A 24,760-nucleotide genomic window follows, 5' to 3' on the forward strand; every position below is an offset into this window, starting at 1 on the left:
GGAGCGACTACTTGGCGAGGGCGGCTTCCAGCTCGTCCAGGATGTCGGCGGCGCCGGTGTAGCCGATCGCCTGGATCCACAGCTCGTCCTTGACGGCGTGGGCGTTGCCCTTCTTCACGGCGTCCATGTTCTTCCACAGCGGGCTGCCGAGCACCTGGGTGGCCTTGGCCTTGGCCGGGTCACCGATGGTGGAGTGGAAGATGACGTCCGTGTCGGCCATGTCGATCTTCTCGGGGCTCACGTTCAGCATGAAGCCGTCCACGGCCTTCTCGGTGACGGCCGGACGACCGAGGCCGACGTCCTTGAAGATCGTGCCGAGGTAGTTCTCCTTGCCGTAGATGCGGATGTCCGCACCCTCGATGAAGCGAACCATGTTGACCTCGATGGCGGCGGCCTTGTCCTTGCCGCCGAGCGCGGTGGTGACCTCCGCGGTACGCGCCTGGTACGCCGCGACCGCCTTCTGCGCCTCGGTCTTCTTGCCCAGGGCATCGGCGTGGACGAGGAAGTTCTCCTTCCACGGCAGACCCGTGGACTCCGTCATCACGGTCGGCGCGATGGCCTTCAGCTCGTCGTACTTGTCGCCGTGGCGAACCTTGCTGGTGAGGATCAGGTCCGGCTTGAGGGCCGCGATGGCCTCCAGGTTCGGCGTGGTCATCTCACCGACGATCTTGACGCCGTCGACCTTGTCGGCCGGGATGTGGGACGGGAATCCGGTCTTGGAGTCGGTGCGGGTGGCACCGACCGGCTTCACCCCGAGGGTGATCAGCGAGTCGAGCTCGGCGGTGTCGAGGGCGACCACCCGCTGGGGCTCGGCCTTGACCTTGACGTCGCCCATGACCGTCTTGATCGTGCGGTCCTGCGCGGTCGCCGCGGACTCCTTGCCGCCTTCGGCCTTCTTCTCCCCGTCCGAGTCGGAACCGCACGCGGTCAGAGCGAGGGCTCCGGCGACGGCGGAGGCGAGGGCGATGCTCACGCGGCGGGATGCGGTCATGGCAGTCATGGTTCTTCTGCTTTCACATACGGGAGCCTGGGGAGGCGAACACGCACAGCATAGTTCGGTAAGGCTTAGCTAAGTCCATATGGGTTCCGTCTCATTCGACCCGTCAGGTCCGCCCGCACGACACCCCGCCCACCTGCGCACCTTGCGCGGCATGCACCACTTCCGCCCAACACGCCTGCCCCGCAAGGACGTTGCGCGCCGGGCCGGGCTAACGTCCGTTCACCGGAGGCGGACCGGCCAGCGCCACCGTCGCCTGGACGAGCCGGTCCAACATCCCCCGGGCCTGCGGACCGGGCACGGCCTCACCCCGGATCAGATGACTCACGGACACCCCGTCGAGCCCCGCGAGGAGGAAGTCCGCGAGCTCTTCGGGCGGCACCGCGTAGGACCGACCGGTGCGACGCCCCGTCTCGATCAGGGCGTCGGTCGCGATCTCGGCGATGTCCCGGTAGTGCCGCTCCACCACTTCCCGCAGCTCCGTGCTGCGCAGGGAGAGGGTGATCAACTCGAACCACACGAGATTCAGCTCCGGGCGGTCGTTCATGTCGATCCAGTACGCCTCGGCGGTGGCCCGCAGGGCCTCCTCCAAACTGGCCGCCCGCGCCACGGCCCGTTGGGCTCCGACGACGAGTTCCCCGGACAGCGATTCCAGCACCGCCCGGTACAGGTCCGCCTTGGTGCCGAAGGTGTAGTGCACGGTCGCCTGGGCGACCCCGAGTTCGGCCGCGATCGCCCGGGTGGAGCCCGCGGCCACCCCTTCGCGGGCCATGAGTTCGATGGCCGCGGCAATCAGCTGGGGTCGACGCTCGGCGGCGGTTACATGAGCCATACAAGCCACTATAGCGACATAGTCCTACGTCCACGTCGATCGACTTTGTCACGTGACCAAGTCGTGCGTATGGTGGAACGGCGGGAGGCTCCACCGACAGCCCGCCGACAGCCCGCCCGACCCGTCACCGGCCACGCGCCCGAGCGACGCCCGGACCTTCCCCACGAAGCCCGCCGCAGATCGCCTACACCGCCGCCGAGCACGCAGACCACGCAGACCACCGAGGACCACCGAAGGGGCAAGGTCAATGAACCCGACAGCACTCCGCCACGCCGCGGGCACCTCCACCGTTCCCGAGCGCACCCCCCTTCCCTTCTTCGGACACGCCCTGAGGGTGCCGACCGACACCTTCACCCAGTGGGCGATGCGCGAGGCGCGGGCCCTGGGCCCGATCTTCAACCTCCGCGTGTTCGACGAGGACACCCTGATCGTGTCGGGCGGCGAACTGGTCGCCGAGGTCTGCGACGAGAACAGGTTCCGCAAGTCGGTGGCGCCCCTGGTGACCGTCCGGGAGTTCACCGGCGACGGACTCTTCACCGCCTTCGGCGACGAGCCCAACTGGCGCAGGGCGCACAACGTCCTGCTGCCCGCGTTCTCGTTCTACGCGCTGCGCGCCTACCACCCCACGATGGTGGAGGTCGCCCGGCGGCTGCTCGCCAAGTGGGACGCGCACGAGGGCCGGACCGTCGACGTCGCCGAGGACATGACCCGGCTCACCCTGGACACCATCGGACTGTGCGGTTTCGGCTTCGACTTCGCGTGCTTCGCGCGCACCGAACCGCACCCGTTCATCACCTCGATGGTCCGCGCGCTGGACCACGCGCAGAAGAAGACCGGCTTCTTCCCCGGCCTCGACCTGTTGTACGCCGGCGCCGAGAAGCGCCAACGGGCCGACGTCCTCGCCATGAACCGCCTCGCCGACGACATCGTGCGCCGCCGCCGGGCCGCCCACGACCCGAACGGCGAGGGGGACGGCAACGGGCCGGCCGACCTGCTGTCCCTGATGCTGCACGCCCGGGACAAGGAGACGGGCGAGCGCCTGGACGACACCAACATCCGTTACCAGTTGCTCACCTTCCTCATCGCGGGCCACGAGACCACCAGCGGAGCGCTCTCCTTCGCGCTGTACTACCTGTTGAAGAACCCCGCAGTGCTCGCCGCGGCGCAGGCCGAGACGGACGCGCTGTGGGGCGACGCCGCCGACCCGGACCCGTCGTACGAGGACGTGGGCCGACTGCGGTACCTGCGGCAGGTGCTCAACGAGAGCCTGCGGCTGTGGCCCACGGCGCCCGCCTTCGCCGTGGAACCCCTGGCGGACACCGTCATCGGGGGCCGCTACCCGGTCCGCGCGGGGCAGGCCGTCATGGTCCTCACCCCGATGCTGCACCGCGACCCGGGCTGGGGCGACAACCCCGAACTCTTCGACCCGGCACGCTTCACGCCCGAGGCCGTGGACGGCCGACCCGGCCACCTCTACAAGCCCTTCGGCAACGGCGAACGCTCCTGCATCGGCCGCCAGTTCGCGTTGCACGAGGCGACGCTCCTGCTGGGCCTGATCGTGCACCGCTACCGTCTGCTCGACCGGGACGGCTACCGGCTGAAGGTCAAGGAGACCCTGACCCTCAAGCCGGACGGCTTCACGCTCGCCCCCGTGCGGCGCGGCACCGCCGACCGGCACCCGCTCGCCGCCCCGGTCCAAGCCCCGGCCCCGGACCCGGCCGCGAACACACCCGGCACCGCACCCCGCACCACGTCCCGCGCCACGGACGACGGCCCGACCGCGCCCGACGGGCTGCGCGCCCCGGGCACCACCCTCACCGTGCTGTACGGCTCCAACCTCGGTACGTCCCGCCAGATCGCCGCGGACCTCGCCGACGAGGGCGCCCGACACGGCTTCGCCACCGCCCTCGCCCCGCTGGACGACGCCGTGGACGCACTGGACCCGGACGGTCCGGTCCTGATCGTCGCCTCCTCCTACAACGGCCGCCCCACCGATGACGCGGGCCGGTTCGTCGCCTGGTTGGAGCACGGCGGGGCGCCGGCCGGGCTGCCCTACGCGGTCCTCGGGGTCGGCGACCGCAACTGGTCCGCCACTTACCAGCGCGTCCCCACCCTCATCGACGACCGGCTCGCCGCCGCGGGGGGTACCCGACTGCTGGACCGGTACGCCCTCGACGTCTCCACCGACGTGCCGGCGGAGGTCGGCACCTGGAGCGACCGGGCGTGGACCGCGCTGCTGGACCGCTACGGCGTACCCGCCGACGAGGCACCGGACAGCGCACCGCCCACCGCCCGGTACACCGTCGAGGACAGCGAGGTCACCGCACCCGCACTGCCGACCGTCGACGCACTCGTCCCGTTCGTCGTCGTCGCGAACGAGGAACTCGTCGACGTGGGGCACGCCCTGGGCCGTTCCAAGCGGTTGCTGCGCCTCGGACTACCGACCGGCGCCGCGTACCGCACCGGTGACCACCTCCTGGTCCGCCCGGTCAGCCCACCGGACCTGGTGGAGCGGACGATCGCGGTCCTCGGCCTCGACCCGGACCGGGTGATCGTGCTGCGCGCCCCCGCGGGCGGCCGGTCCCCGCTGCCGGTGGACCAGCCGATGACGGTACGCACCCTGCTCACCCACTTCGTGGAGCTGGAGCGACCCGCCACCGCACGGCAGCTCGCCGCACTGGCCCGGCACGCCCCGTGCCCGCCCGAGCAGGCCGCCCTGACGGAACTCGCCGACCGCACCGCGCCCTGCCGTGACACGGTGGTGGAGCTGCTCGACCGGTACGCCTCCTGCCGACCCGGACTGGCCGCACTGCTGGACGTGCTGACCCCGATGAACCTGCGGTACTACTCGGTGTCCTCCTCCCCCGCCCGGGCACCCCGCACGGCCGACCTCATGATCGCCGCGCACCCGACTCCGCACCGCGACGGCGAGGGCACCTTCCTCGGCACGGGCGCCGCGTTCATGGCCTCCGCGGAGCCCGGTGACACCGTGTACGCCCGGATCTCGCCGTGCCGCGAGGCGTTCCGCGTCCCGGCGGACCCGTCGGTCCCGCTGGTCCTCGTCTCCGCGGGCACGGGGCTGGCGCCCTTCCGGGCGGCCGTCGCCGACCGGGCCGACGCGGCAGGCGACGGCGACGCCGCGCCGGTGCTGGTCTACTTCGGCTGCGACCACCCCGAGGTGGACTACCTGCACCGCACCGAGTTGGAGTCGGCCGCGGCCGGTGGCGCCGTCCGTCTGCGCCCCACCTTCTCGCGGGCCCCCGAGAACGGCGCACGGTTCGTCCAGGAGCGCCTGCTGAACGAATCCGCCGAGGTGTGGGAACTGTTGGAGTCCGGGGCGCACGTCCGGGTCTGCGGTGACGGTCGGGCGATGGCCCCCGCCGTGCGGGACGCGCTGCGCGCGGTCCACCGCCGGCACACGGGCTCGACGCCCGAGGAGGCGGCGCAGTGGCTGTCCGGGCTGACGGCCGAGGAGCGGTACGTCGAGGACGTCTGGGCGGGCTGACCCCCACGGGGGCCGTCGAAAAACGGGTGGCCCCCGTTGCCGCACCGCTGTTAGCGTGCCGAAGTGCCCCACCAGTGGGCACCCCGTGGTCGCGCCGAGCGCGCGCCGCGGCCCCTCTCCGGGCTCCCCCCGAGCCCTAGAAAAGCGGTGTTGTATGCCCCGGCCCGTGCCGAGCGCGCCTCGTCGAAGCGTGAGCGCGTCCGGCTGCTGACCCCGTTCGGCCCGCCGAACGCCCCCGGTTGACGCCCGTCGTCCACCGGAGGTTCCGGCGACCTCCGCGCCCGGGGTCCCCCGCCGTGCGCCCCGGTGTTCCGGGTCCCGCCCGCGCCCGTCCGTACCCTCGTCGTACGGTGCCTTCCGGCATCGTGCCGCCCGGGGGTGCCCACGGGCCGGCACCCCCGTCGCACCGACGTTTCCCCGTGCTTCCCCGACGCCGCTCGGCGCCTCCTGCTGTCCTCGCCCCATCCCCAGCCAGGAGAACCCAGGGTGTCCACCCTTTCGAACAGTCGCAGCCATGGCCACAGCAACGCCGAGAACCACCAGCCCAGCCCCGTACTGCGCACCAGCACCTTCACCTGCGTCCGCTGCGGCCTCACCGTCGGCACGCTCGACCCCGCCGGCGCCGTCCGCAACCACTGCCCGAGCTGTCTGCACTCGCAGCACCTCACCGACCACGTGGAGGGCGGCGCCTCCGACTGCACCTCGCGGATGACCCCGATCTCCATCGCCGTGCTGCGCACCGGTGACTGGATGGTCATCCACCGCTGCACCCGTTGCGACGAACTGACCTCCAGCCCCATCAGCCCCGACGACAACCAGCTCATCCTGATGCGGATGGCCGTCCGACCACTGGCCCAACCCCCGTTCCCGCTCGAAGTCTTCGCCGAGCTGTGACGGTGACGGAACCCGGTCGACCAGAATCAGGAGGAAGAACCATGCCACGACGGACGAGACGAACGGACGGCGGCACCCCGGGGGGCCGCGAACGACGACGCGCAGCACGGCCCCAGCGCCACAAGGACGTGCTGCACGGCAGGGGCGGGGAGCGCGGGGAGTCATTCCGCTGCGTGGGCTGCCGCCTCGACGTGCCGCTGCGCGCACCCGGCACCGTCCACCGCAACCACTGCCCGCACTGCCTCGCCAGTCTCCATGTGGACGCGCGGGTCCCGGGCGACCGGGCTTCGCAGTGCCGGGGCCGGATGGTCGCCCTCAGCCTGTCGGTGCGCGCCGACGGGGAGTGGCTGGTCATCCACCAGTGCCTGTCCTGCGACGAGTTGAGCGTCAACCGGATCGCCGGGGACGACAACCCGTTGCCCCTGATCCGGCTCGCCACCCGCCCGCTGGGCGATGTCAACGCCCCCGTGCGCGCACTGCTCACGCTCTAGCGCCCGACCCGGGCGGCGCCGCCGCACGGCCCCTGGGGGCCGTGCGGTTCGCGGCCGGTCCGCGCCCGCCACCGTCGCCTCGGGGCCGTGACCCCGAGACCGGTGACCGTACCCCCGCACAGAGGGCGCGGTCACCATCGCCGGACGCGGCCCGGCTGCGATACCCGATTGATGTTGACCCATCCGTGGGCGATACTCCACAAGCCCTGCCACCTTTTGCCCTGCCCTGATCAGCTTTTTAGATCGCTTTTGGTGATCCCGCTCTGGAGAAGACCATCCGATGCGCGCCCTCCCCCACGCCGTCCGCGCCGTGTTCCTCCTGATGGGCTTCTACCTGCTGGGCGCCGCGCTCCTGACCGCCTGCGCCATTGCCATGTACGTCCTGCTCCACTGGGCGCCCGTGCTCAGCAGCATCCCGGTGATCCTCTCGGTCCCGGTGCTGAGGGGCCTGTTCGTGCTGCGCGTTCCCACCGGGACCCGACCGGGGTTGCTGCTCACCGAGGCCGAGGAGCCCCGGCTCTGGCACACCGTCCGGGAACTGGCCGAGCGGGTCGGCACCGACCCCCCGTCCGAGATCGTGCTGACCGCGGACCCGGGAGCGTCCGTCACGGAGGACGCCCGGTTCCTCGCCCTGGTCCCGGGCACCCGGCGGCTGCACCTGGGGCTGCCCCTGCTGCTCGGACTGGACGAGGCACAGGTGCGGGCGGTGCTCGCCCACGAACTGGGGCACTACGCGCACCACGACACCCGGCTGGTCTCCCTCACGGTCCGCGGGCGGACCCATGTCCTGCGGACCATCCAACACAGCGAGTCGTTCGCCCGCTGGCAGCGTAAGAAAGCGGTCGACGGGCACCTCAGGAAGGCGGCCAAGGCCGCGGCCCGGGGCAGGGCCCGCAAACGGCGCAAACACCTCAGGCGGGTGGTCCTGCTGCGCCGTTACTCCGGCACCAGCCTGCGGATGCTGATCCGCCTCTACACCGCCTACGGGAACCACTACCTGCGCAGCACCCTGGCCGTCTCCCGGCGCCAGGAGTACGCGGCCGACCGGGCCGCGGCACGGATCACCGGCCGGGCCGCCACCGTCTCCGCCCTGCGCGAGGTCCCCGTCCTGGAGACCGCACACGAGCAGTACCTCCACGGGTACGCCCTGATGGGGGTGGAGGCGGGACTCCTCCCGCCGCACGGCGAGGTGTTCGGCGGCTTCGGTGCGCTGCTCGCCGCGCGGGCCCCCGAACTGGCGGTGCTACGGGCCGAACCGCCGCTGTCCGACCCCTCCCCGTACGACTCGCACCCGCCCGTGGCGGACCGGATCGAGCGGATCGAGGAACTCCCCGCGGACGCACCGGGTGACGAGGACGCCCGGCCGGCCACCGCCCTGCTGACCGACCCGGGGCGAACGGCCCGAGCACTGGAGGGCGTGGCCCTCGCCGCGGACCTGCGCGGGCTGCCCCGCGCCCCGGGGTGGCCGGAACTGCTCCAACACACCATGGAACACGGGGCACGGACGTTCACCTCCCCGCTGCGCCGTGCCCTCGCCGCCCACACCGGCGGGCCCGCCACGGCCGGTGCGCTGCTCACCGTGATCGACGCGGGCGGGCTGGACGCACTCGCCGCACGGCTTCCCGCTGCGACCGGGGAACCCGCGGTCGCCCGGGGTGCGGTGCGCGAAGGGCTGCACGAGATGGTCCTCGCCGAGCTGACCGAACGGGGCCTGGTGCGCTGGGAGTTCTCCTGGCGGCGGGCCGCCCGCCCCGTTCTCGCGCACCCCGTCGTAGGCTCGGCCGACGGTGCCGACGCACTCGCGTCGGCCGTCACCGCGGCGGTCGCCCGGCCACCCGACACGGCCCCGCTGCGGCTGCTGTTGGCCCACGCCGACGCCGGTCGGTGAGCCCGCGCCGCAGCAGAGCGTCAACGGGGGCCGAACCGGCCCTCACCCGCGGCGACCAGACCCGTCTCGTAGGCGATGACGACCAGTTGCGTGCGGTCGTGCGCCCCGAGCTTCGCCAACAGCCGTCTGACATGGGTCTTGACGGTGGCGACGCTCACGCCCAGATGGTCGGCGAGGACCGGATTGGGCAGCCCGCGGGCCACCAGGCGCAGGATCTCCACCTCCCTCGGGGTGAGACCCGACAGGTCCTCCGCGAGCGCCGGGCGCGGCTCGTCCCGTCCGGCGAACTCCCGGATGAGCCGCCGGGTGACCGCGGGGGCGAGCAGGGCGTCACCGGAGGCGACGACCCGGATCGCCGTGAGCAGGTCGGCGGGGAGGATGTCCTTCAGCAGGAAGCCGCTCGCTCCGCCGCGCAGCGCCGCGTACACGTACTCGTCGAGGTCGAAGGTGGTCAGGATCACCACCCGGGTCCCGGCTGCCGCGTGGTGGGCGCAGATCCGACGGGTGGCTTCGAGGCCGTCGACCCCGGGCATCCGGACGTCCATGAGGACGATGTCGGGGAGCAACCGCAGGGTGAGGTCGACGGCTTCCTCACCGGTCACGGCCTCGCCGACCACCGTGAGGTCCGGGACGCTGTCGATGAGCAGTCTGAAGCCCGTCCGTAGCAGGGCCTGATCGTCGGCTATCAGTACGCGCACCGGCCCGCTCATCGCGCTCCCCCGTCCGTGCCGGGCAGTCGGGCGTGGACCCGGAACCCGCCGTCCGCCAACGGCCCGGCGGTGCAGGTGCCGCCGCACATCGTCGCCCGTTCCCGCATCCCGACGAGCCCGTGTCCGCCGCCCGCCCGACGGCCGGTGAACCGCGCGGCCCGGGGCGGTGGCGCGTTGACGATGTCGACGTCGACACCGTCCGGTGCGGTACGGGACACCGTCACCCGGCAGTCGGCCGACTCCGCGTGTCGGACCACGTTGGTGAGGGCCTCCTGGACGATCCGGTAGACGGTGAGTCCCGTGGTCGGGAGCAGTTCCACCTCCGGGTCCATCCAGAGCTCCACCCGGGGTCCGGCGGTCGCGACGAGGGCGGGCAGGTCCGCGAGGCCGGGCACCGGCCCCAACTGGGCCTCCTCCAGCGGGGTGCGCAGCACCCCGAGCATGTGGCGCATGTCGGCGAGCGCGGTCCGGCCGGCGGCCCCGACCAGGGCGAGGGTCTTCTCGACCTCCCCGGGGTTGGTGGCGGCGACCGCGCGGGCGACCTCGGCCCGTACGGTGATCACCGTCAGGTGGTGCGCCACCATGTCGTGGAGTTCCCGGGCGATGCGCAGCCGTTCGTCGGTGACGGCCTGTCGGGCGAGGACCCGTGCGTGCAGTCGTTGGTCCCGCTGGGCCGTGCCGATCAGCCAGGGCACGGTCAGCAGCAGCGCGACGAAGACGATGCCCGAAATCGTTTGGCCGGGGGTCGCCGGCCGTATCAGGGTGGTGGTGACGGCGACCGCCGCCAGTGCGCTGACCAGCGCGGTGACTGCGCGGCGCCGGGGCTCCTGGGAGGCCACCGTGTACAGCGCCAACGGCACCACGAGCCATGCCTCCTCCCAGTGGAGGCTCAGTACGGAGACGACCGTCCCGGTCAGTACGGCGTACAGCACGGGCACCGGCCATCGGCGGCGCACCGCGATGGGCAACCAGAGCAGTACGGCCGCCGTGGCGGGGGCCCAACCGGTCAGCGCCTCGCCCGTCCCGAAGGCGGCGGCGAGCAGGACGGCGGCGCCCGCGTCCACCCACCGCCAGAAGTCCGTGCGCAGCCTCCCCGCCAGCAGGGGTCGGGGCTCCCGTTCGTCCATGGCAGCAGGCTACGCAGCGCGGCGGGGCGGTTCGGTCCGTCCCGAGGACGTGATGCGCACGGCGAAGTCCTCCGTACGGCCGACCTCCGGCGTACCCTCCTGGGCTGACGGGCAGGGAGGGGGCCGTGTTCAACCCAGTCGGGTGCCGCAGTCGCAGCAGAAGCGGGCGCCCGGGTCGCGCGGGGGTCGGCCGCACCCGGCACAGGGGCCGCGCGTCGCCGCCGGGCGGGCCGTACGGCCGGGGCGTCTGCGGTGGACGGTGAGGTAGGTGAGTCCGGTCGGGTCGGCACCGATCCCGTGCGGGGTGCCGCGCGCGAGCCACACCACCGTGCCGGGGGTCAACTCCCGTCGGGTGCCGTCGGCCACCACCCAGCCGTCGCCCCCGGTGACGTACAGCAGCACGTCGAGGTCGGGTTCGACGTGCGACGCGACCTCGGCGCCCGGACCCAACCGGACGATGTGGGCGTCGAGTTGCCGCGCCCCGGCCACCAGTCGCCACAGCGCCCCGCTCTGCTCCCGCGAAGCCCCGCGGATCAGTTCGGGTACCCGTGCGAGCACTCCGGTCGACGAAGAGGACGTCATGCCTACCACCTCCGGCCAGGACGGGGGACGTCGGCCACGGCGGACCCGGGACCGTTCGGCGACGGGAGGCGCGTGCTGTCCGCCCAGTGGTCGAGGAGCCGTGGTGCCCTGCGGTACGTCCGGCGGACGCCGTCCGTTCAGCGCGCGGCGCCCGCGCTGTCGAAGTCCCCGCGGGCGCCCGGTCGGTGCGGGTGCTACGCGTCCGGTGCGGACCGGCCGGGGAGGCACCGCAGGGACAGGACCATGGTGAGGCCGCCGCCGGGGGTGTCCTCCGCGGTGAGGGTGCCGCCGATCGCCTCGGTGAAGCCGCGGGCGACGGCGAGGCCGAGGCCGACCCCGGCGCCCCGGGGCACGTCCCCGTAGCGTTGGAAGGGTTCGAAGATGCGGTCCTTGGCCTCGTCGGGCACCCCGGGGCCGCGGTCGACGACGCGGATCTCGACGCGGTCGGCCATGGCGCTGGCCGCGACGAGGACCCGGGCGGTGGCCGGGCTGTACTTGACGGCGTTCTCGACGACGTTGGCGACCGCCCGTTCCAACAGGCCCTTGTCGACGGAGACCATCGGCAGTCGCTGGGGGATGTCGAGCAGCACGCTCGCCTCCGGGTCGGGCAGCCCGCCCAGCGCCATCGGGACGACCTCCTCCAGATCGATCGCCCGGATCAGGGGTTGGACGGTGCCGGTCTGGAGGCGGGACATGTCGAGGAGGTTCCCGACGAGGTTGTCCAGCCGGTCGGCGCCCTCCTCGATCGCGGCCAGCAGTTCGGCCTCGTCCTCCTCGGACCAGGCGACGTCGTCGGAACGCAGCGAGGACACGGCGGCCTTGATCCCGGCGAGCGGGGTGCGCAGGTCGTGGCTGACGGCGGCGAGCAGCGCGGTGCGGATGCGGTTGCCCTCGGCCAGGGTGTGCGCCTGGTCCGCCTCCTCCTGGAGGCGTCGGCGGTCGAGGACGACGGCGGCCTGCGCGGCGAAGGCGGCGAGCACCCGTCGGTCCTCCGCGGGCAGCACCCGCCCGGACAGCGCCAGCGCCATGTCGTCCCCGACCGGCATGTCCACCTGGGCGTCCTCGGGCCGACACACGGGGGCGGGGCCGACGCTGCCGGCGCAGGTCCAGGGAGCGACCTCGTCCTCGCGTTCCAGCAGGGCGACGGATTCCATGGCGAAGGTTTCGCGGACCCGGTCGAGCAGCGCATCGAGGGAGGTCTCCCCGCGCAGGACGCTACCGGCGAGGAAGGAGAGGATCTCCGACTCGGCGCGCAGCCGGGCCGCCTGGTGGGTGCGGCGGGCCGCCAGGTCCACCACCGAGGCGACCGCCACGGCCACCCCGATGAAGATGACGATGGCGACGATGTTCTTGGGGTCGGCGATGGAGAAGTGGTGCAGCGGTGGGGTGAAGAACCAGTTCAGCAGCAGTGAACCGAAGACGGCGGAGGCCAGTGCGGGCCACAGTCCGCCGAGCAGGGCCGCGCCCACGGTCAGCGTGAGGAACAGCAACATGTCGTTGGCCAGGCCCACTTCGGGGGCGGCGAGGTCGAGCAACAGGGTGAGCAGGACCGGGCCGAGGATGCCGACGAGCCAGCCGCGGACGACCCTGGCCCGTCCGAGGCGTCCGCCGTGGGCTCCGGGCAGACCGCGGCCCTTGCCCATCTCGTCGTGGGTGACGAGGTGCACGTCGAGGTCGGGCCCGGACTCCCGGGCGACCGTGGCGCTGACGCCCGGGCCGAAGACGTACTGCCAGGTCCGGCGGCGCGAGACGCCCAACACGATCTGGGTGGCGTTGACCCCACGGGCGAACTCCAGGATGGCGGTGGACACGTCGTCGCCCACCACTTGGTGGTAGGTGCCGCCGAGGTCCTCCACCAGGGTGCGTTGGACGGTGAGTTCCTTGGGGGAGGCGGCGGTGAGGCCGTCACTGCGGGAGATGTAGACGGCGAGCACCTCACCGCCCGCACCCTTCTCCGCCAACCGCGCGGCACGCCGTATCAGCGTGCGCCCCTCCGGCCCGCCGGTCAGTCCGACGACGATGCGTTCGCGCGAACCCCAGATCCGTGAGACGCGGTGTTCGCTGCGGTACTCCTTCAGGTACTCGTCGACGCGGTCGGCGACCCACAGCAACGCCAACTCCCGCAACGCCGTCAGGTTCCCCGGCCGGAAGTAGTTCGACAACGCCGCATCGACCTTGTCCGACTGATAAATGTTCCCGTGCGCCATCCGCCGCCGCAACGCCTGCGGCGACATGTCCACCAGCTCTATCTGATCCGCCCGCCGCACCACCTCATCCGGCACCGTCTCCCGCTGCCGCACCCCCGTGATCGACTCCACCACATCACCCAACGACTCCAAATGCTGGATGTTCACCGTGGAAACCACATCGATCCCCGCCGCCAACAACTCCTCCACATCCTGCCAACGCTTCGCATTCCGCGACCCCGGCACATTCGTATGCGCCAACTCATCCACCAACGCCACCGCAGGACGCCGCGCCAACACCGCCCCCACATCCATCTCCGAAAACACCGCACCCCGATACCCCAACTCCACCCGCGGCACCTGCTCCACCCCGTGCAACATCACCTCCGTACGAGGCCGCCCATGATGCTCCACAAAAGCCACCACACAATCCGTACCCCGCTCCACCCGCCGATGCGCCTCCGACAACATCGAATACGTCTTCCCCACACCCGGCGCCGCACCGAGGTAGATCCGTAGCTTGCCGCGTCCCATCCGTTGGTCCTCACCTCTCGAAGCGGTAGCCCATTCCGGGCTCCGTGATCAGATAGCGGGGGTGTGAGGGGTCGGGTTCCAGTTTGCGGCGCAACTGGGCCAGGTACACCCGCAGGTAGTTCGATTTTCCGCTGTGCGAGGGGCCCCACACTTCGCGCAGCAGTTCCCGCTGGCCGACCATGCGGCCGGGGTTGGTCACCAGGATCTCCAGGATGTGCCATTCGGTGGGGGTGAGCCGGATGTCACGGCCGGCGCGGGCGGCCCGTTTGGCGACGAGGTCGACGGTGAAGTCGTCGGTGGTGACCAGCGGCGGGTTCAGGCCGCCGACGACGCTGCCGCCGCGTCGTACGGCCGCCCGTAACCGGGCCAGGAGTTCGTCCATGCTGAACGGCTTGGTGACGTAGTCGTCGGCGCCGGCGTCGAGGGCGGCGACCTTCTCCTCGGGCGTTCGGCGGGCCGACACCACCACGACGGGGACCGGGCTCCGTCCGCGGAGCACCCGGAGCACGGCGACGCCGCTCATGTCGGGCAGCCCGAGGTCGAGGAGCACGGCGTCCGGAGGTCGGTCGGCGGCCCGGCTGAGGGCGGTGACGCCGTCGGTGGCGGTGTCGGTCTCGTAGCCGCGGGCTCTGAGGGTGATGACCAGTGCCCGTACTAGTTGCGGATCGTCCTCCACCACCAGGACCCGGGTCATCGGTGTGCGGCCTCCTTGGTCGGGGCGCCGTGCGGGTGGTTCGGGTCCGGCGCCGCGCTGGGCGGGCCGGACCCGGGTCCCGACATCAGCGGCGGGTGAGTTCCTTGAGGGCGATGTTCAGTTCGAGGACGTTCACGGTGGGCTCCCCCATGAAGCCGAGCAGTCGGCCCTGTTCGTGTGCGTCCACGAGCTTCTGGACCTGCTCGACGGACAGCCCGTTGCGGGCGGCGACCCGGCGGACCTGGAGGTCCGCGTACGCGGGGGAGATCGCCGGGTCGAGGCCCGATCCCGAGGAGGTCACCGCGTCGGCGGGGACGTCACCGGGGGCGACCGGGTGGCCGGGCACCGAGTTGTCCTTGACCACCGCGGCCTGCGCGGCCTTGACCTGCTCGATCAGCACCGGGTTGTCGCCGGCCAGGTTGGTCGCACCGGAGAGGATCAGGCTGTACTGGGTGTTGACGGAGTTGGTGCCGAGGCCGTTCTGGGGCCGGCCCTGGAACCACTTGAGGTCGGCCGTCGGGGTCTCCTCGCCCTCCTTCAGCGGCAGGTTGTACGCCTGCCCGATGAGCGCCGAGCCGACCACCTTGCCGTCGGACGTGATCTCGGAGCCGTTCGCCTTGTCCCGGAAGAGGCCCTGGGCGACCCCGGTGACGGCGAGCGGGTAGAGCACGCCGGTCACCAGGGTGAGCACCAACAGGGCGCGCAGTCCGGCGGCGAGCAGCCGGGCGGTGTTCGATACGGAGGTGTTCATGGCGGTCAGCCGATCCCGGGGATGAGGGAGAGGAGCAGGTCGATGGCCTTGATGCCGATGAAGGGCGCGATCAGTCCGCCGAGGCCGTAGATGCCGAGGTTGCGGCGGAGCAGCTTGTCGGCGCTCACCGGTCGGTAGCGGACGCCGCGCAGGGCGAGCGGTACCAGCGCGATGATGACGAGCGCGTTGAAGATGACCGCGGACAGGATGGCCGAGTCGGGCGAGTGCAGCCGCATGACGTTGAGGGTGTCGAGGCCCGGGTACACGGCGGCGAACAGCGCGGGGATGATCGCGAAGTACTTGGCGACGTCGTTGGCGATGGAGAAGGTGGTGAGGGCGCCCCGGGTGATGAGGAGTTGCTTGCCGATCTCCACGATCTCGATGAGTTTGGTCGGGTTGGAGTCGAGGTCGACCATGTTCCCGGCCTCCTTGGCGGCGGAGGTGCCGGTGTTCATCGCGACGCCCACGTCCGCCTGGGCGAGGGCGGGGGCGTCGTTGGTGCCGTCCCCGGTCATGGCGACGAGTTTGCCGCCGGCCTGTTCCCGTTTGATGAGGGCCATCTTGTCCTCGGGGGTGGCCTCGGCGAGGAAGTCGTCGACTCCGGCCTCGTCGGCGATGGCCTTGGCCGTCAGCGGGTTGTCCCCGGTGATCATGACGGTCTTGATGCCCATGCGACGCAGTTCGGCGAACCGTTCGCGCATGCCCTCCTTGACGACGTCCTTGAGGTGGATGACACCGAGGACGCGGGCGCCGCGGTCGTCCTCGACGGCGACCAGCAGGGGCGTTCCGCCGGCTTGGGAGATCCGTTCGGCGGCGGCGTCGGCGTCCGGGGCGGGGGTGCCGCCCTGGTCGCGGACCCAGGTGAGGACGGAGCCGGTGGCGCCCTTGCGGATCTTGCGGCCCTCGACGTCGACGCCGGACATCCGGGTCTGGGCGGTGAAGGAGATCCATTCGGCGCCCGTCAGTTCGCCCTGGTGGCGTTCGCGCAGTCCGTACTTCTCCTTGGCGAGGACGACGATCGAGCGGCCCTCGGGGGTCTCGTCGGCGAGTGAGGACAGTTGCGCCGCGTTGGCGACCTCGGACTCGGTGGTGCCGGCGACCGGGACGAACTCGGCGGCCTGGCGGTTGCCGAGGGTGATGGTGCCCGTCTTGTCGAGGAGCAGGGTGGAGACGTCGCCCGCGGCTTCGACCGCGCGGCCCGACATGGCGAGGACGTTGCGCTGCACCAGCCGGTCCATGCCGGCGATGCCGATGGCGGAGAGCAGGGCCCCGATGGTGGTGGGGATCAGACAGACGAGCAGTGCCACCAGGACGACCATGGACAGTTCGGTGCCGGCGTAGTCGGCGAACGGGGGGAGGGTGACGACCGCGAGCAGGAAGACGATGGTGAGCGAGGCGAGCAGGATGTTGAGCGCGATCTCGTTCGGGGTCTTCTGTCGGGCGGCGCCCTCGACCAGGCCGATCATCCGGTCGATGAAGGTCTCGCCGGGTTTGGTGGTGATGGTGACGACGATGCGGTCGGAGAGGACCTTGGTGCCGCCGGTGACGGCCGAACGGTCGCCGCCGGACTCCCGGATGACGGGGGCGGACTCGCCGGTGATGGCGGACTCGTCGACGGAGGCGACGCCTTCGACGACGTCACCGTCCCCGGGGATGATGTCGCCGGCCTCGCACACCACCCGGTCCCCGACGCGCAGTTCGGTGCCGGGCACCTGCTCCTCGCCGTGACCGTCCCGGGTGAGGCGGCGGGCGACGGTGTCGGTCTTGGCCTTGCGGAGGGTGTCGGCCTGCGCCTTGCCGCGGCCTTCGGCGACGGCTTCGGCGAGGTTGGCGAAGAGGACGGTGAGCCACAGCCAGGCGGAGATGGTCCAGCCGAACCAGTCGCCGGGGTCCGCGACGGAGAACCCGGTCGTCAGGACGGAGCCGACGAGGACGACGAACATGACGGGCGACTTGACCATCACGCGGGGGTCGAGCTTGCGGAAGGCGTCGGGCAGCGACCTCAGCAGTTGTGCGGGGTCGAAGAGTCCGGCGCCGACCCGTCCGGCGTCCTGGTGCCCGGTCGGGACGTCCTGGTGAGGCGCCCGGCTCGGGGAGGCACTGGGGGGCGCGGGAACGGTCATGGGGTCACCTGCGGGGTTGTCGGTGCGCGGGGTCATCAGGCCAGCCCTTCCGCGAGCGGGCCGAGGGCCAGGGCGGGGAAGTACGTCAGCCCGGTGATGATGAGGATGGTTCCGGTGAGGAGCCCGGTGAACAGCGGCTTCTCCGTGCGGAGGGTGCCGGCCGTGACGGGCACGGGCTTCTGCTCGGCGAGCGAGCCGGCGAGGGCGAGGACGAACACCATCGGGATGAACCGGCCGAGCAGCATCGCGAGGCCGATCGTGGTGTTGTACCACTGGGTGTCCGCGGTGAGTCCGGCGAAGGCGGAGCCGTTGTTGTTGGCGCCCGAGGTGAAGGCGTAGAGGACTTCGGAGAAGCCGTGCGCGCCGGGGTTGAGCATGGAGTCGGGCGGGGTGGGCAGGGCCATCGACGCGGAGGTGAAGACCAGGACCAGGGTCGGGGTGACCAGGAGGTAGCAGGCGGCGAGTTTGATCTCGCGGGTGCCGATCTTCTTGCCGAGGTACTCGGGGGTCCGGCCGACCATGAGTCCGGCGAGGAACACGGCGATGACGGCCATGATGAGCATGCCGTACAGGCCGGAGCCGACGCCGCCGGGCGCGATCTCGCCGAGCATCATGCCGAGCATGGTGATGCCGCCGCCGAGGCCGGTGTACGAGGAGTGGAAGGAGTCGACCGCGCCGGTCGAGGTGAGGGTGGTGGACACCGCGAAGATCGCCGAGGCGCCGACGCCGAACCGGGTCTCCTTGCCCTCCATCGCGGCGCCCGCGATCTCGTAGGCGGGCGAGCGGTGGGCGAACTCGGTCCACCACATCAGGGCGATGAAGGCGACCCAGATGGTGACCATCGTGCCGAGGATCGCGTAGCCCTGGCGCACCGAGCCGACCATGACGCCGAAGGTGCGGGTGATCGAGAACGGGATCAGTAGGATCAGGAAGATCTCGAAGAGGTTGGAGAACGCGTTGGGGTTCTCGAACGGGTGGGCGGAGTTGGCGTTGAAGTAGCCGCCGCCGTTGGTGCCGAGTTCCTTGATGACCTCCTGGGAGGCGACCGCGCCACCGTTCCACTGCTGGCTGCCGCCGGTGAACTGGCCGACCTCGTGGATGCCGGCGAAGTTCTGGATGGCTCCGGTGGCGACGAGCACGATCGCACCGATCACCGCGAGGGGCAGCAGGATGCGCACCAGGCCGCGCACCAGGTCGGACCAGAAGTTGCCGAGTTCACCGGTGCGGGAGCGGGCGAAGCCGCGGACGAGGGCGACGGCGACGGCCATGCCGACGGCGGCGGACACGAAGTTCTGCACCGCCAGACCACCGGTCTGGACGACGTGGCCCATGGCCTGTTCGCCGTAGTACGACTGCCAGTTGGTGTTGGAGACGAACGAGGCGGCCGTGTTGAACGCCTGGTCGGGGTCGATCGAGGCGAAGCCGAGGGAGCCGGGCAGGCTGCCCTGGAGCCGTTGGAGGAGGTACAGGAAGAGGACGCCGACGGCGGAGAAGGCGAGGACGCCGCGGAGGTAGGCGGGCCAGCGCATTTCGGCGCTCGGGTTGGCGCCGATGCCCTTGTAGATCCACTTCTCGACCCGCAGGTGGCGGTCGGAGGAGTAGACGCGGGCCATGTGGTCACCCAGCGGGCGGTAGGCCAGGGCGAGCGCGGCCACCAGCGCCAGGAGCTGGAGCACTCCAGCGAGTTCGGGGCTCATGACCGGGCTCAGAACCTCTCCGGGTAGATGAGGGCGAGGACGAGGTAGCCCAGCAGGGCGACGGCCACGATCAGGCCGATGGTGTTTTCGACGGTCACAGCTTCGTCACCCCCTTGGCGACGAGCGCCACCAGTGCGAAGACCGCGATCGTGGTGACGACGAAGGCCAGGTCGGCCATCGTGAGCTCCTGGGTTGAGATCGGTCGACCAGGTCGGCCGAATGCAGTCGGATGAGCGGACTGTTCGAGGAAACCTGCTATCCCGCCTCCGACCGCCGCCGTTGACGCTCCTCTTACGGCGCCCCGCACGGTATTGACGGCTCCCATACGCCTCCCCGGCCTGCCGCTCTGACCTGCGGAAAGATCACCTGAACGGCGGCCGGTCGACGACGCGGTCCGGCTGCGGTGCGCTACGCGCGACGGGCAGGCGGAGCACCATCGTCAAACCGCCGCCCGGGGTGTCCTCCGGGGTGAGGGTGCCGTCCATGGCCTCGGTGAGCCCCCGCGACAGGGCGAGGCCGAGACCGAGGCCGCTGGTGTTGTCGGTGTCGCCGAGCCGTTGGAAGGGCTCGAAGATCCGCTCCCGTCCGGCCGCGGGCAGCCCGGGTCCCCGGTCCGCGATCCGCAGCTCGACCCGGTCGGCGAGGGCGCTGGCGGTGAGCAGCACGGGGTGCGCGGGCGGACCGTGGCGCACCGCGTTGGCGACCAGGTTCGCGAGGACGCGTTCCAGCAGCGGTGGGTCGGCCAGGACGTCCGGGACCCGTTCCAGGTTGCGGACCTCGACCGTCGGCAGCCCGCCGGGCAGGGACTCCAGGGCCGGGGCGATGACCTCCTCCAGGGCCGTGGGGCGCAGACACAGGGTGAGCGCCCCGGCCTCCAGCCGGCTCAGGTCGAGCAGGTTCTCCACGAGGGCGCTGAGCCGGGCCATGGAGGTGTCGGCGGTGGCGAGGAGTTCTTCGCGGTCCCGGGCGCTGAACTCGACGTCCCGGCTGCGCAGCGAGGTGACGGCGGCCCAGCCCGCGGCCAGCGGGGTCCGCAGGTCGTGTCCGACGGCCCGCAGCAGCGCCGTCCGCATCCGGTCCGCGGCCCGTACCGGCTCTATCTCGGCTGCGGCCCGGGCGAGTCGGTCCCGTTCGACGGCGGCTCCCGCGTGCGCGGCGAACGCGACCAGCACCCGCCGCTCGGAGGCCGCCAGGGTGCGTCCGCGCAGCACCAGCTGGGTGTCGGGCCCCGCGGCGACGGTGGTGACGGCTTCTTCCGCTTCTTCCGCCTCCTCCGGGGGGGCGGAGGGGTCCCGGACGCCCGTCGGCGGGGCGGTCGTGGTGTTCGCGAGCAGGAGTCCCCGGGCCGCCGGGCGGGTGTCGACGAGTTCCACCGAGGTGACGCCGAAGGTCTCCCGGGCCCGGTCGAGGAGGGCCGGGATGGTGGCGTCGCCGCGCACGATGCTGCCGGCGAGGGAGGAGAGGGTCTCGGCCTCGGCGGTGGCGCGGGCCGAACGTCTGGACAGCCGTAGCGAGCGGTCGACGACGGCGGCGACGGTCGCGGCGACCACCGCGAAGACGGCCAGGGCGATGAGGGCGTTGGCGTCGTGGAGGGTGAAGCGGCCGACGGGCGGGATGAACCAGTAGTTGAGGAGCAGGGAGGCGGTGACCGAGGCGACGACGGCGGAGGTGACCCCGCCGATGCAGGCGACGGCGACCACCGCGAGCAGGAACAGCAGGGCCTCGCTGGTGAGGTCGAGCGCGGCGCGGGCGGGATCCAGGTCGAGCAGCAGGGTCAGCAGGACGGGGAGCAGGAGCCCGGCGACCGGTCCGGCGGCGGTGCGCGCCGGGGGCAGGGTCCGCCGTCGGGAGGGCAGCAGGGTGCCGCGTCCGGCACGTTCGTGGGTGACGATGTGGACATCGATGTCGCCGGAGAGCGCGACGATGGTGTCCCCGGTGCCGCGTCCGGTGAGGAAGCGTTCGACCCGGCCCCGGCGGCTGGTGCCGAGCACCAGCTGGGTGGCGTCCTCGGCGCGGGCGAACTCGACCAGGGCGGTGGGCACGTCGTTCCCGACGACCGAGTGGTACGTCCCGCCCAGGCTCTCGACGAGTCGCCGTTGCCGGGCCAGCGCGCCGTGCGAGGTGCCGGCGGCGAGTCCGTCGCTGCGCGTCACGTGGACGGCGAGCAGATCGCCCCCGGCGGACCGGTCCGCGATCCGGGCGGCGCGCCGGATCAGGGTGTCGCCCTCGGGGCCGCCGGTCAGGGCGACGACGACCCGTTCGCGGGTCTCCCACACGCCCCCGATGCCGTGCGCGGTGCGGTAGTCGTGCAGGGCCTGGTCCACCTGGTCGGCGAGCCAGAGCAGCGCGAGTTGGCGCAGGGCGGTGAGGGTGCCGGGCCGGACGTAGCTGGCGAGCACGGCGTCGACCTCGTCGGGCGGGCAGATGTCGCCGTGCACCAGTCGGCGGCGCAGGGCGTCCGGCGGGACGTCGACCAGTTCGATCTGGTCGGCGCCGCGGACGAACTCGTCGGGCACCCGCTCGGGTTGCGCTACGTCGGTGATCTTCTCCACCACGTCGCTGAGGGACTCCAGGTGGCGGACGTCGACGGTGGTGGCGACGTCGATGCCGGCGGCGAGCAGGGCCGCCACGTCCTGCCAGCGGTGGGCGTGGGGCGAGCCGGGCGGGTTGGCGCGGGCGAGGTCGTCCACCAGGGCGAGTCCCGGGCGGCGGGCCAGCAGGGCGCCGAGGTCGAGGCCGGGCGCGGCGCCGGGGGGCAGTGCGGTCAGGCCCTCGGTCAGGGCCAGGGTGCGGGGGCGGCCGTGGGACTCGACGATTCCGATCACGACGTCCGTGCCGCGGGCCGCCCTGCGGTGGGCCTCCTCCAGCATCCGGCAGGTCTTGCCCGCACCGGGCGCGGCGCCGAGGAACACCTTGAGACGGCCGGGGCCACTGCTGCGGCCCGGGGGTGCGGGGGGTGCGGGGGTGTGATTCATGGGCGGGGCGCGAGGGGACCGGGCCGGCTCAGAACCGTTCCGGGAAGATCAGGGCGATCACGAGGTAGCCGATCAGGCTGAGGGCGACCAGCAGGCCCACCACGTTCTCGACGGTCATGGGATCGACTCCTTCGGCGGTGCCGCGGACGCACTCGCAGCGGGTCCGGCGGGCGGGGGTGGTGCTTCCACGGAACCCCGGGCGGGGTGCACGCGTACCGGTCTTGACGGGGCCTTGTCGGCCGGGCCGGTGACGTTGACACCCTGTTGACGCACGGACGCGGGAGGGTTCCGCCGGACGGGTGGAGTCACTCACCGCTCGCGGCAGGGCCTCGGCAACGGGGGCGGAGCGTGGCCCCCACCGCTCGGTGCACCCAGCACCTACCCCGCTATGAACCCCGTGTATACACCGTGCGTATAGTGACGGCCATGCACGAAACCGATCAGCCCGACGCCACCACGGCGCCTCAGGAATCCCCTACGGCCGACAAGACGGAAAAGCGACGTTTCAGGTTGCGTCCGCGCACGGTGGTGATCGCTGTGGCGGTCCTCACAGCCGGGGCGCTCGCCGCCGTGGGAATCGCCGACTGGCTCCGCATCGACACGGAGTCGCCCGCCGACGTCCGCTCCGCCGCGGGCGACGACGGCAAGGGCGTCTTCGGCTCCGTCGACTGCCGCGAGAAGAAGTGCATAGCCCTGACCTTCGATGCGGGCCCGGGCAAGTACACCCCGCGACTGCTGCGCATCCTGAAGGAGGAGAAGGTCCCCGCAACCTTCTTCCTGCTCGGCCGCAAACACATCGACACCTACCCCGAACTGGTCAAACAGATGGCCGCGGAGAAGCACGAGATAGCCAGCCACACCTGGACGCACCGCAACCTCACCGACCTCTCCTCCGACGAGGTGCGCGAGGAACTGGAGCGGACCAACACCGCGATAGAGAAGCTGACGGGCCGCAAGCCGACCCTGATGCGACCGCCGCAGGGGCGGACCAACGACGACGTGAACGAGATATCCCGCGACCTCGGGCTCTCCGAGGTGCTGTGGACCGTCACGGCGAAGGACTACAAGACCAACGACTCGGACCTGATCGAGGAGCGCGTCCTCGACCAGGCGGGCCGCGACGGCATCATCCTGCTGCACGACATCTACCGCGGAACGGTGCCCGCCGTGCCCGGCATCATCACCGAACTGAAGTCCCGGGGGTACACCTTCGTCACGGTGCCCCAGCTCTTCGCACCGGGGGTCCCGGAACCGGGCAAGGTCTACCGCTGAGCCCCGCGGCCGACCGGCCGGGCGACCCCCGTCAGCGGACCTACCATCGGGGCATGGCCCTCGTCGCGCTGGAACGCACCACCCCTCTCGGGCCCGTCGAGGCCTGGGAACGGCTGGTGGACTGGGAACGGCACGGTGCGTTCGTCCCGTGCACCCGGCTCACCGTGACCACCGCCCCGCCCGTGGGCCGGGGCACCCGACTGGTGGCCAGGACCGCGATCGGCGGGCTCGGGATCGACGACCCGATGGAGATCGTCGAGTGGGTGCCGCCGCAGGAGGACCGGGCGGGGCACTGCCGGCTGGAGAAGCGGGGGACGTGGGTGCGCGGCTGGGCCGAGATCCACGTCCGGCCCGACCCCCGCGGCAGCCGGGTGTCGTGGCGGGAGGAGATCGGCGTCCGCGGAGTGCCCTCCTGGGGCGACCCGCTGCTCGCGGCGGCCGGCCGCTCGATGTTCGGGCGCACCGTCAACGGACTGCTACGCGGACGGCGTTAACCCGCCACCGTCCCCGCACCACACCCACATATCATCCGTTCATGTCACCGCGCAGCAACTCGACCGCCCCGGAGACCGTCCTCGTCCACGACGGCACGACCGCGCGGTTCGACGGGGCGCGACTGCTCATCGTGCGCCAGCGCACCACCTGGACCATTCCGGTGCGCGCCCTGCGCTCCACGGACCTGCGGTCCGACGGCACGGTGCGGGTGGAGATCAGCGGCCCGGCCGACGCCGCCGAACACGGCCTCGATCCCGTCCTGGAACTGCGCGGACCCAACCGCCGGGCGGCCGAGGCATTCTTCGAACAGCTGCGGCCCGCCATCGCCCGGGCGGCCACCCGCTCCAACGGCCACGCCCTGGTGGACCGGTACGACGCGTCCGAGACCCGCCGCGAGCTGTCGCCCGGGGTGCGCCGCGCGCTGCGCATCACCGGCCTGCTCCTGCTGTACTACGCGGTACTCGTCGTGACCGACTGGTTCGTGACCCGGACCCTCTGGCTGACCATGGTCCTCACCTTCGTGAGCGGCACCGCCGGAATCGGTGGCGGGACCGCCCTGTGGCGGGTCGGGCGCCGGTTCCGGTCGCTGTGGCTGCTGCGCCGACGCGGGATCACCGTGGTCGGCACGGCCACCGGCCGGGTGCGGATCTGGAGCGACGGGCTCCACCTGTGGGAGTTCTCGCTGATGGACTTCACCACGGTCGACGGGCGACGGATGAAGGGCGTGCACTCCGTCGTCACCGTCTGGTGCCTGTCCGAGGCGGCACGGGGGCCCGTGGAACTGACCTACGACCCGGAACACCCCGCCCGGGCCAGCCGGCGCCCCACCGTCGGCTTCGTCGGACGGACGCTGCTGCTCGCCGTGGTCGGCCTGGTGGCGTCCGGGGCCTTCGTCCTCGCCCACCTCGTGGCGTTCACCGTCTGAGCGACCGCCGGAGCCCGACCCGAGGCCCCCGACGGTTGGCTGGCCCGCGCCCCGGTCTTGTAGATTCGTATGAAGAACAGGA

At 71.9% G+C, this 24,760-nt stretch carries 21 protein-coding genes; 7 read left to right on the top strand and 14 right to left on the bottom strand.

The features are described from left to right. Positions 1-7: 7 nt before the first annotated feature. Positions 8-1,000 (bottom strand): ABC transporter substrate-binding protein, encoded by a 993-nt coding sequence (locus tag ACFV88_RS21515; RefSeq protein ID WP_385493302.1) that lies wholly within the window; start codon positions 998-1,000, stop codon positions 8-10. 208 nt (positions 1,001-1,208) lie between these two features. Further along, positions 1,209-1,829, bottom strand: coding sequence for a TetR/AcrR family transcriptional regulator (locus ACFV88_RS21520; RefSeq protein ID WP_385493303.1), 621 nt, complete (start codon positions 1,827-1,829; stop codon positions 1,209-1,211). 247 nt (positions 1,830-2,076) lie between these two features. Here ACFV88_RS21520 and ACFV88_RS21525 point away from each other — a divergent pair, with 247 nt between their 5' ends. The 4 genes from ACFV88_RS21525 (at position 2,077) to ACFV88_RS21540 (ending at position 8,607) form a co-directional block, all read left to right on the top strand. Continuing rightward, a complete protein-coding gene (locus ACFV88_RS21525) occupies positions 2,077-5,334 on the top strand; it encodes a cytochrome P450 (protein WP_385493305.1) in 3,258 nt (1,085 codons plus the stop codon). 555 nt (positions 5,335-5,889) lie between these two features. Next, on the top strand, positions 5,890-6,228 hold the full coding sequence (locus tag ACFV88_RS21530) for an RNHCP domain-containing protein (protein WP_385493442.1): 339 nt from the start codon (positions 5,890-5,892) through the stop codon (positions 6,226-6,228). Positions 6,229-6,269: 41 nt separating this feature from the next. Next, positions 6,270-6,719 (top strand): RNHCP domain-containing protein, encoded by a 450-nt coding sequence (locus ACFV88_RS21535; RefSeq protein ID WP_385493307.1) that lies wholly within the window; start codon positions 6,270-6,272, stop codon positions 6,717-6,719. A 280-nt stretch (positions 6,720-6,999) separates the two neighbouring features. After that, positions 7,000-8,607, top strand: coding sequence for a M48 family metalloprotease (locus tag ACFV88_RS21540; protein WP_385493308.1), 1,608 nt, complete (start codon positions 7,000-7,002; stop codon positions 8,605-8,607). A gap of 20 nt (positions 8,608-8,627) precedes the next feature. On the opposite strand, the gene ACFV88_RS21545 is transcribed toward ACFV88_RS21540, so the two are convergent. The 12 genes from ACFV88_RS21545 to kdpF (ACFV88_RS21600) all read right to left on the bottom strand — a co-directional run bounded on the left by ACFV88_RS21545 (position 8,628) and on the right by kdpF (ACFV88_RS21600) (position 22,104). Further along, on the bottom strand, positions 8,628-9,317 hold the full coding sequence (locus tag ACFV88_RS21545) for a response regulator (RefSeq protein ID WP_385493309.1): 690 nt from the start codon (positions 9,315-9,317) through the stop codon (positions 8,628-8,630). Beyond that, a complete protein-coding gene (locus ACFV88_RS21550; protein ID WP_385493310.1) occupies positions 9,314-10,444 on the bottom strand; it encodes a sensor histidine kinase in 1,131 nt (376 codons plus the stop codon). Before ACFV88_RS21550 ends, ACFV88_RS21545 begins: the two co-directional genes overlap by 4 nt. Before the next feature lie 129 nt (positions 10,445-10,573). Beyond that, on the bottom strand, positions 10,574-11,026 hold the full coding sequence (locus tag ACFV88_RS21555; protein WP_385493311.1) for a cupin domain-containing protein: 453 nt from the start codon (positions 11,024-11,026) through the stop codon (positions 10,574-10,576). A gap of 194 nt (positions 11,027-11,220) precedes the next feature. Beyond that, positions 11,221-13,746: a DUF4118 domain-containing protein gene (locus ACFV88_RS21560; RefSeq protein ID WP_385493313.1), complete on the bottom strand. Its 2,526-nt coding sequence runs from the start codon at positions 13,744-13,746 to the stop codon at positions 11,221-11,223. A gap of 10 nt (positions 13,747-13,756) precedes the next feature. Next, positions 13,757-14,440, bottom strand: coding sequence for a response regulator (locus tag ACFV88_RS21565; RefSeq protein ID WP_385493314.1), 684 nt, complete (start codon positions 14,438-14,440; stop codon positions 13,757-13,759). A gap of 85 nt (positions 14,441-14,525) precedes the next feature. Next, complete coding sequence (locus ACFV88_RS21570) at positions 14,526-15,191, bottom strand: potassium-transporting ATPase subunit C (RefSeq protein ID WP_385493315.1); 666 nt, start codon at positions 15,189-15,191, stop codon at positions 14,526-14,528. Between the two features lie 5 nt (positions 15,192-15,196). Then, complete coding sequence (kdpB, locus tag ACFV88_RS21575; RefSeq protein WP_385493316.1) at positions 15,197-17,350, bottom strand: potassium-transporting ATPase subunit KdpB; 2,154 nt, start codon at positions 17,348-17,350, stop codon at positions 15,197-15,199. Next, positions 17,350-19,011 (bottom strand): potassium-transporting ATPase subunit KdpA, encoded by a 1,662-nt coding sequence (gene kdpA, locus ACFV88_RS21580; protein WP_385493317.1) that lies wholly within the window; start codon positions 19,009-19,011, stop codon positions 17,350-17,352. Before kdpA ends, kdpB begins: the two co-directional genes overlap by 1 nt. Before the next feature lie 8 nt (positions 19,012-19,019). Then, positions 19,020-19,109, bottom strand: a complete 90-nt coding sequence (kdpF, locus tag ACFV88_RS21585; protein WP_385493318.1) for a K(+)-transporting ATPase subunit F — start codon at positions 19,107-19,109, stop codon at positions 19,020-19,022. Then, positions 19,106-19,336 carry a hypothetical protein gene (locus tag ACFV88_RS21590; RefSeq protein WP_385493319.1) on the bottom strand — a complete coding sequence of 77 codons (231 nt, stop codon included), beginning with the start codon at positions 19,334-19,336 and terminating at the stop codon, positions 19,106-19,108. Before ACFV88_RS21590 ends, kdpF (ACFV88_RS21585) begins: the two co-directional genes overlap by 4 nt. A gap of 37 nt (positions 19,337-19,373) precedes the next feature. After that, complete coding sequence (locus ACFV88_RS21595; RefSeq protein WP_385493320.1) at positions 19,374-21,986, bottom strand: ATP-binding protein; 2,613 nt, start codon at positions 21,984-21,986, stop codon at positions 19,374-19,376. Positions 21,987-22,014: 28 nt separating this feature from the next. After that, positions 22,015-22,104, bottom strand: coding sequence for a K(+)-transporting ATPase subunit F (gene kdpF, locus ACFV88_RS21600; protein ID WP_385493321.1), 90 nt, complete (start codon positions 22,102-22,104; stop codon positions 22,015-22,017). Positions 22,105-22,412: 308 nt separating this feature from the next. Between kdpF (ACFV88_RS21600) and ACFV88_RS21605 the strand changes: the two genes are divergently transcribed. From ACFV88_RS21605 to ACFV88_RS21615, 3 genes are read left to right on the top strand one after another with little or no spacing between them, the layout of a single operon-like run. Then, entirely contained in the window at positions 22,413-23,258 is an 846-nt protein-coding gene (locus tag ACFV88_RS21605; protein ID WP_385493322.1) for a polysaccharide deacetylase family protein, read from the top strand. A gap of 53 nt (positions 23,259-23,311) precedes the next feature. Then, positions 23,312-23,752, top strand: a complete 441-nt coding sequence (locus ACFV88_RS21610) for an SRPBCC family protein (RefSeq protein ID WP_385493323.1) — start codon at positions 23,312-23,314, stop codon at positions 23,750-23,752. A 41-nt stretch (positions 23,753-23,793) separates the two neighbouring features. Beyond that, positions 23,794-24,678 (top strand): hypothetical protein, encoded by an 885-nt coding sequence (locus ACFV88_RS21615; protein WP_385493325.1) that lies wholly within the window; start codon positions 23,794-23,796, stop codon positions 24,676-24,678. Positions 24,679-24,760: the final 82 nt, after the last annotated feature.

The organism is Streptomyces sp. NPDC059816 (genome assembly GCF_042732055.1).
Classification (GTDB): domain Bacteria; phylum Actinomycetota; class Actinomycetes; order Streptomycetales; family Streptomycetaceae; genus Streptomyces.

Coding starts and splice junctions, on each gene's coding strand:
- ACFV88_RS21515 (WP_385493302.1), bottom strand. CDS start 1,000: ATGACTGCCATGACCGCATCCCGCCGCGTGAGCATCGCCCTCGCCTCC.
- ACFV88_RS21520 (WP_385493303.1), bottom strand. CDS start 1,829: ATGGCTCATGTAACCGCCGCCGAGCGTCGACCCCAGCTGATTGCCGCG.
- ACFV88_RS21525 (WP_385493305.1), top strand. CDS start 2,077: ATGAACCCGACAGCACTCCGCCACGCCGCGGGCACCTCCACCGTTCCC.
- ACFV88_RS21535 (WP_385493307.1), top strand. CDS start 6,270: ATGCCACGACGGACGAGACGAACGGACGGCGGCACCCCGGGGGGCCGC.
- ACFV88_RS21540 (WP_385493308.1), top strand. CDS start 7,000: ATGCGCGCCCTCCCCCACGCCGTCCGCGCCGTGTTCCTCCTGATGGGC.
- ACFV88_RS21545 (WP_385493309.1), bottom strand. CDS start 9,317: ATGAGCGGGCCGGTGCGCGTACTGATAGCCGACGATCAGGCCCTGCTA.
- ACFV88_RS21550 (WP_385493310.1), bottom strand. CDS start 10,444: ATGGACGAACGGGAGCCCCGACCCCTGCTGGCGGGGAGGCTGCGCACG.
- ACFV88_RS21555 (WP_385493311.1), bottom strand. CDS start 11,026: ATGACGTCCTCTTCGTCGACCGGAGTGCTCGCACGGGTACCCGAACTG.
- ACFV88_RS21560 (WP_385493313.1), bottom strand. CDS start 13,746: ATGGGACGCGGCAAGCTACGGATCTACCTCGGTGCGGCGCCGGGTGTG.
- ACFV88_RS21565 (WP_385493314.1), bottom strand. CDS start 14,440: ATGACCCGGGTCCTGGTGGTGGAGGACGATCCGCAACTAGTACGGGCA.
- ACFV88_RS21570 (WP_385493315.1), bottom strand. CDS start 15,191: ATGAACACCTCCGTATCGAACACCGCCCGGCTGCTCGCCGCCGGACTG.
- kdpB (WP_385493316.1), bottom strand. CDS start 17,350: ATGACCCCGCGCACCGACAACCCCGCAGGTGACCCCATGACCGTTCCC.
- kdpA (WP_385493317.1), bottom strand. CDS start 19,011: ATGAGCCCCGAACTCGCTGGAGTGCTCCAGCTCCTGGCGCTGGTGGCC.
- ACFV88_RS21590 (WP_385493319.1), bottom strand. CDS start 19,336: ATGGGAGCCGTCAATACCGTGCGGGGCGCCGTAAGAGGAGCGTCAACG.
- ACFV88_RS21595 (WP_385493320.1), bottom strand. CDS start 21,986: ATGAATCACACCCCCGCACCCCCCGCACCCCCGGGCCGCAGCAGTGGC.
- kdpF (WP_385493321.1), bottom strand. CDS start 22,104: ATGACCGTCGAGAACGTGGTGGGCCTGCTGGTCGCCCTCAGCCTGATC.
- ACFV88_RS21605 (WP_385493322.1), top strand. CDS start 22,413: ATGCACGAAACCGATCAGCCCGACGCCACCACGGCGCCTCAGGAATCC.
- ACFV88_RS21610 (WP_385493323.1), top strand. CDS start 23,312: ATGGCCCTCGTCGCGCTGGAACGCACCACCCCTCTCGGGCCCGTCGAG.
- ACFV88_RS21615 (WP_385493325.1), top strand. CDS start 23,794: ATGTCACCGCGCAGCAACTCGACCGCCCCGGAGACCGTCCTCGTCCAC.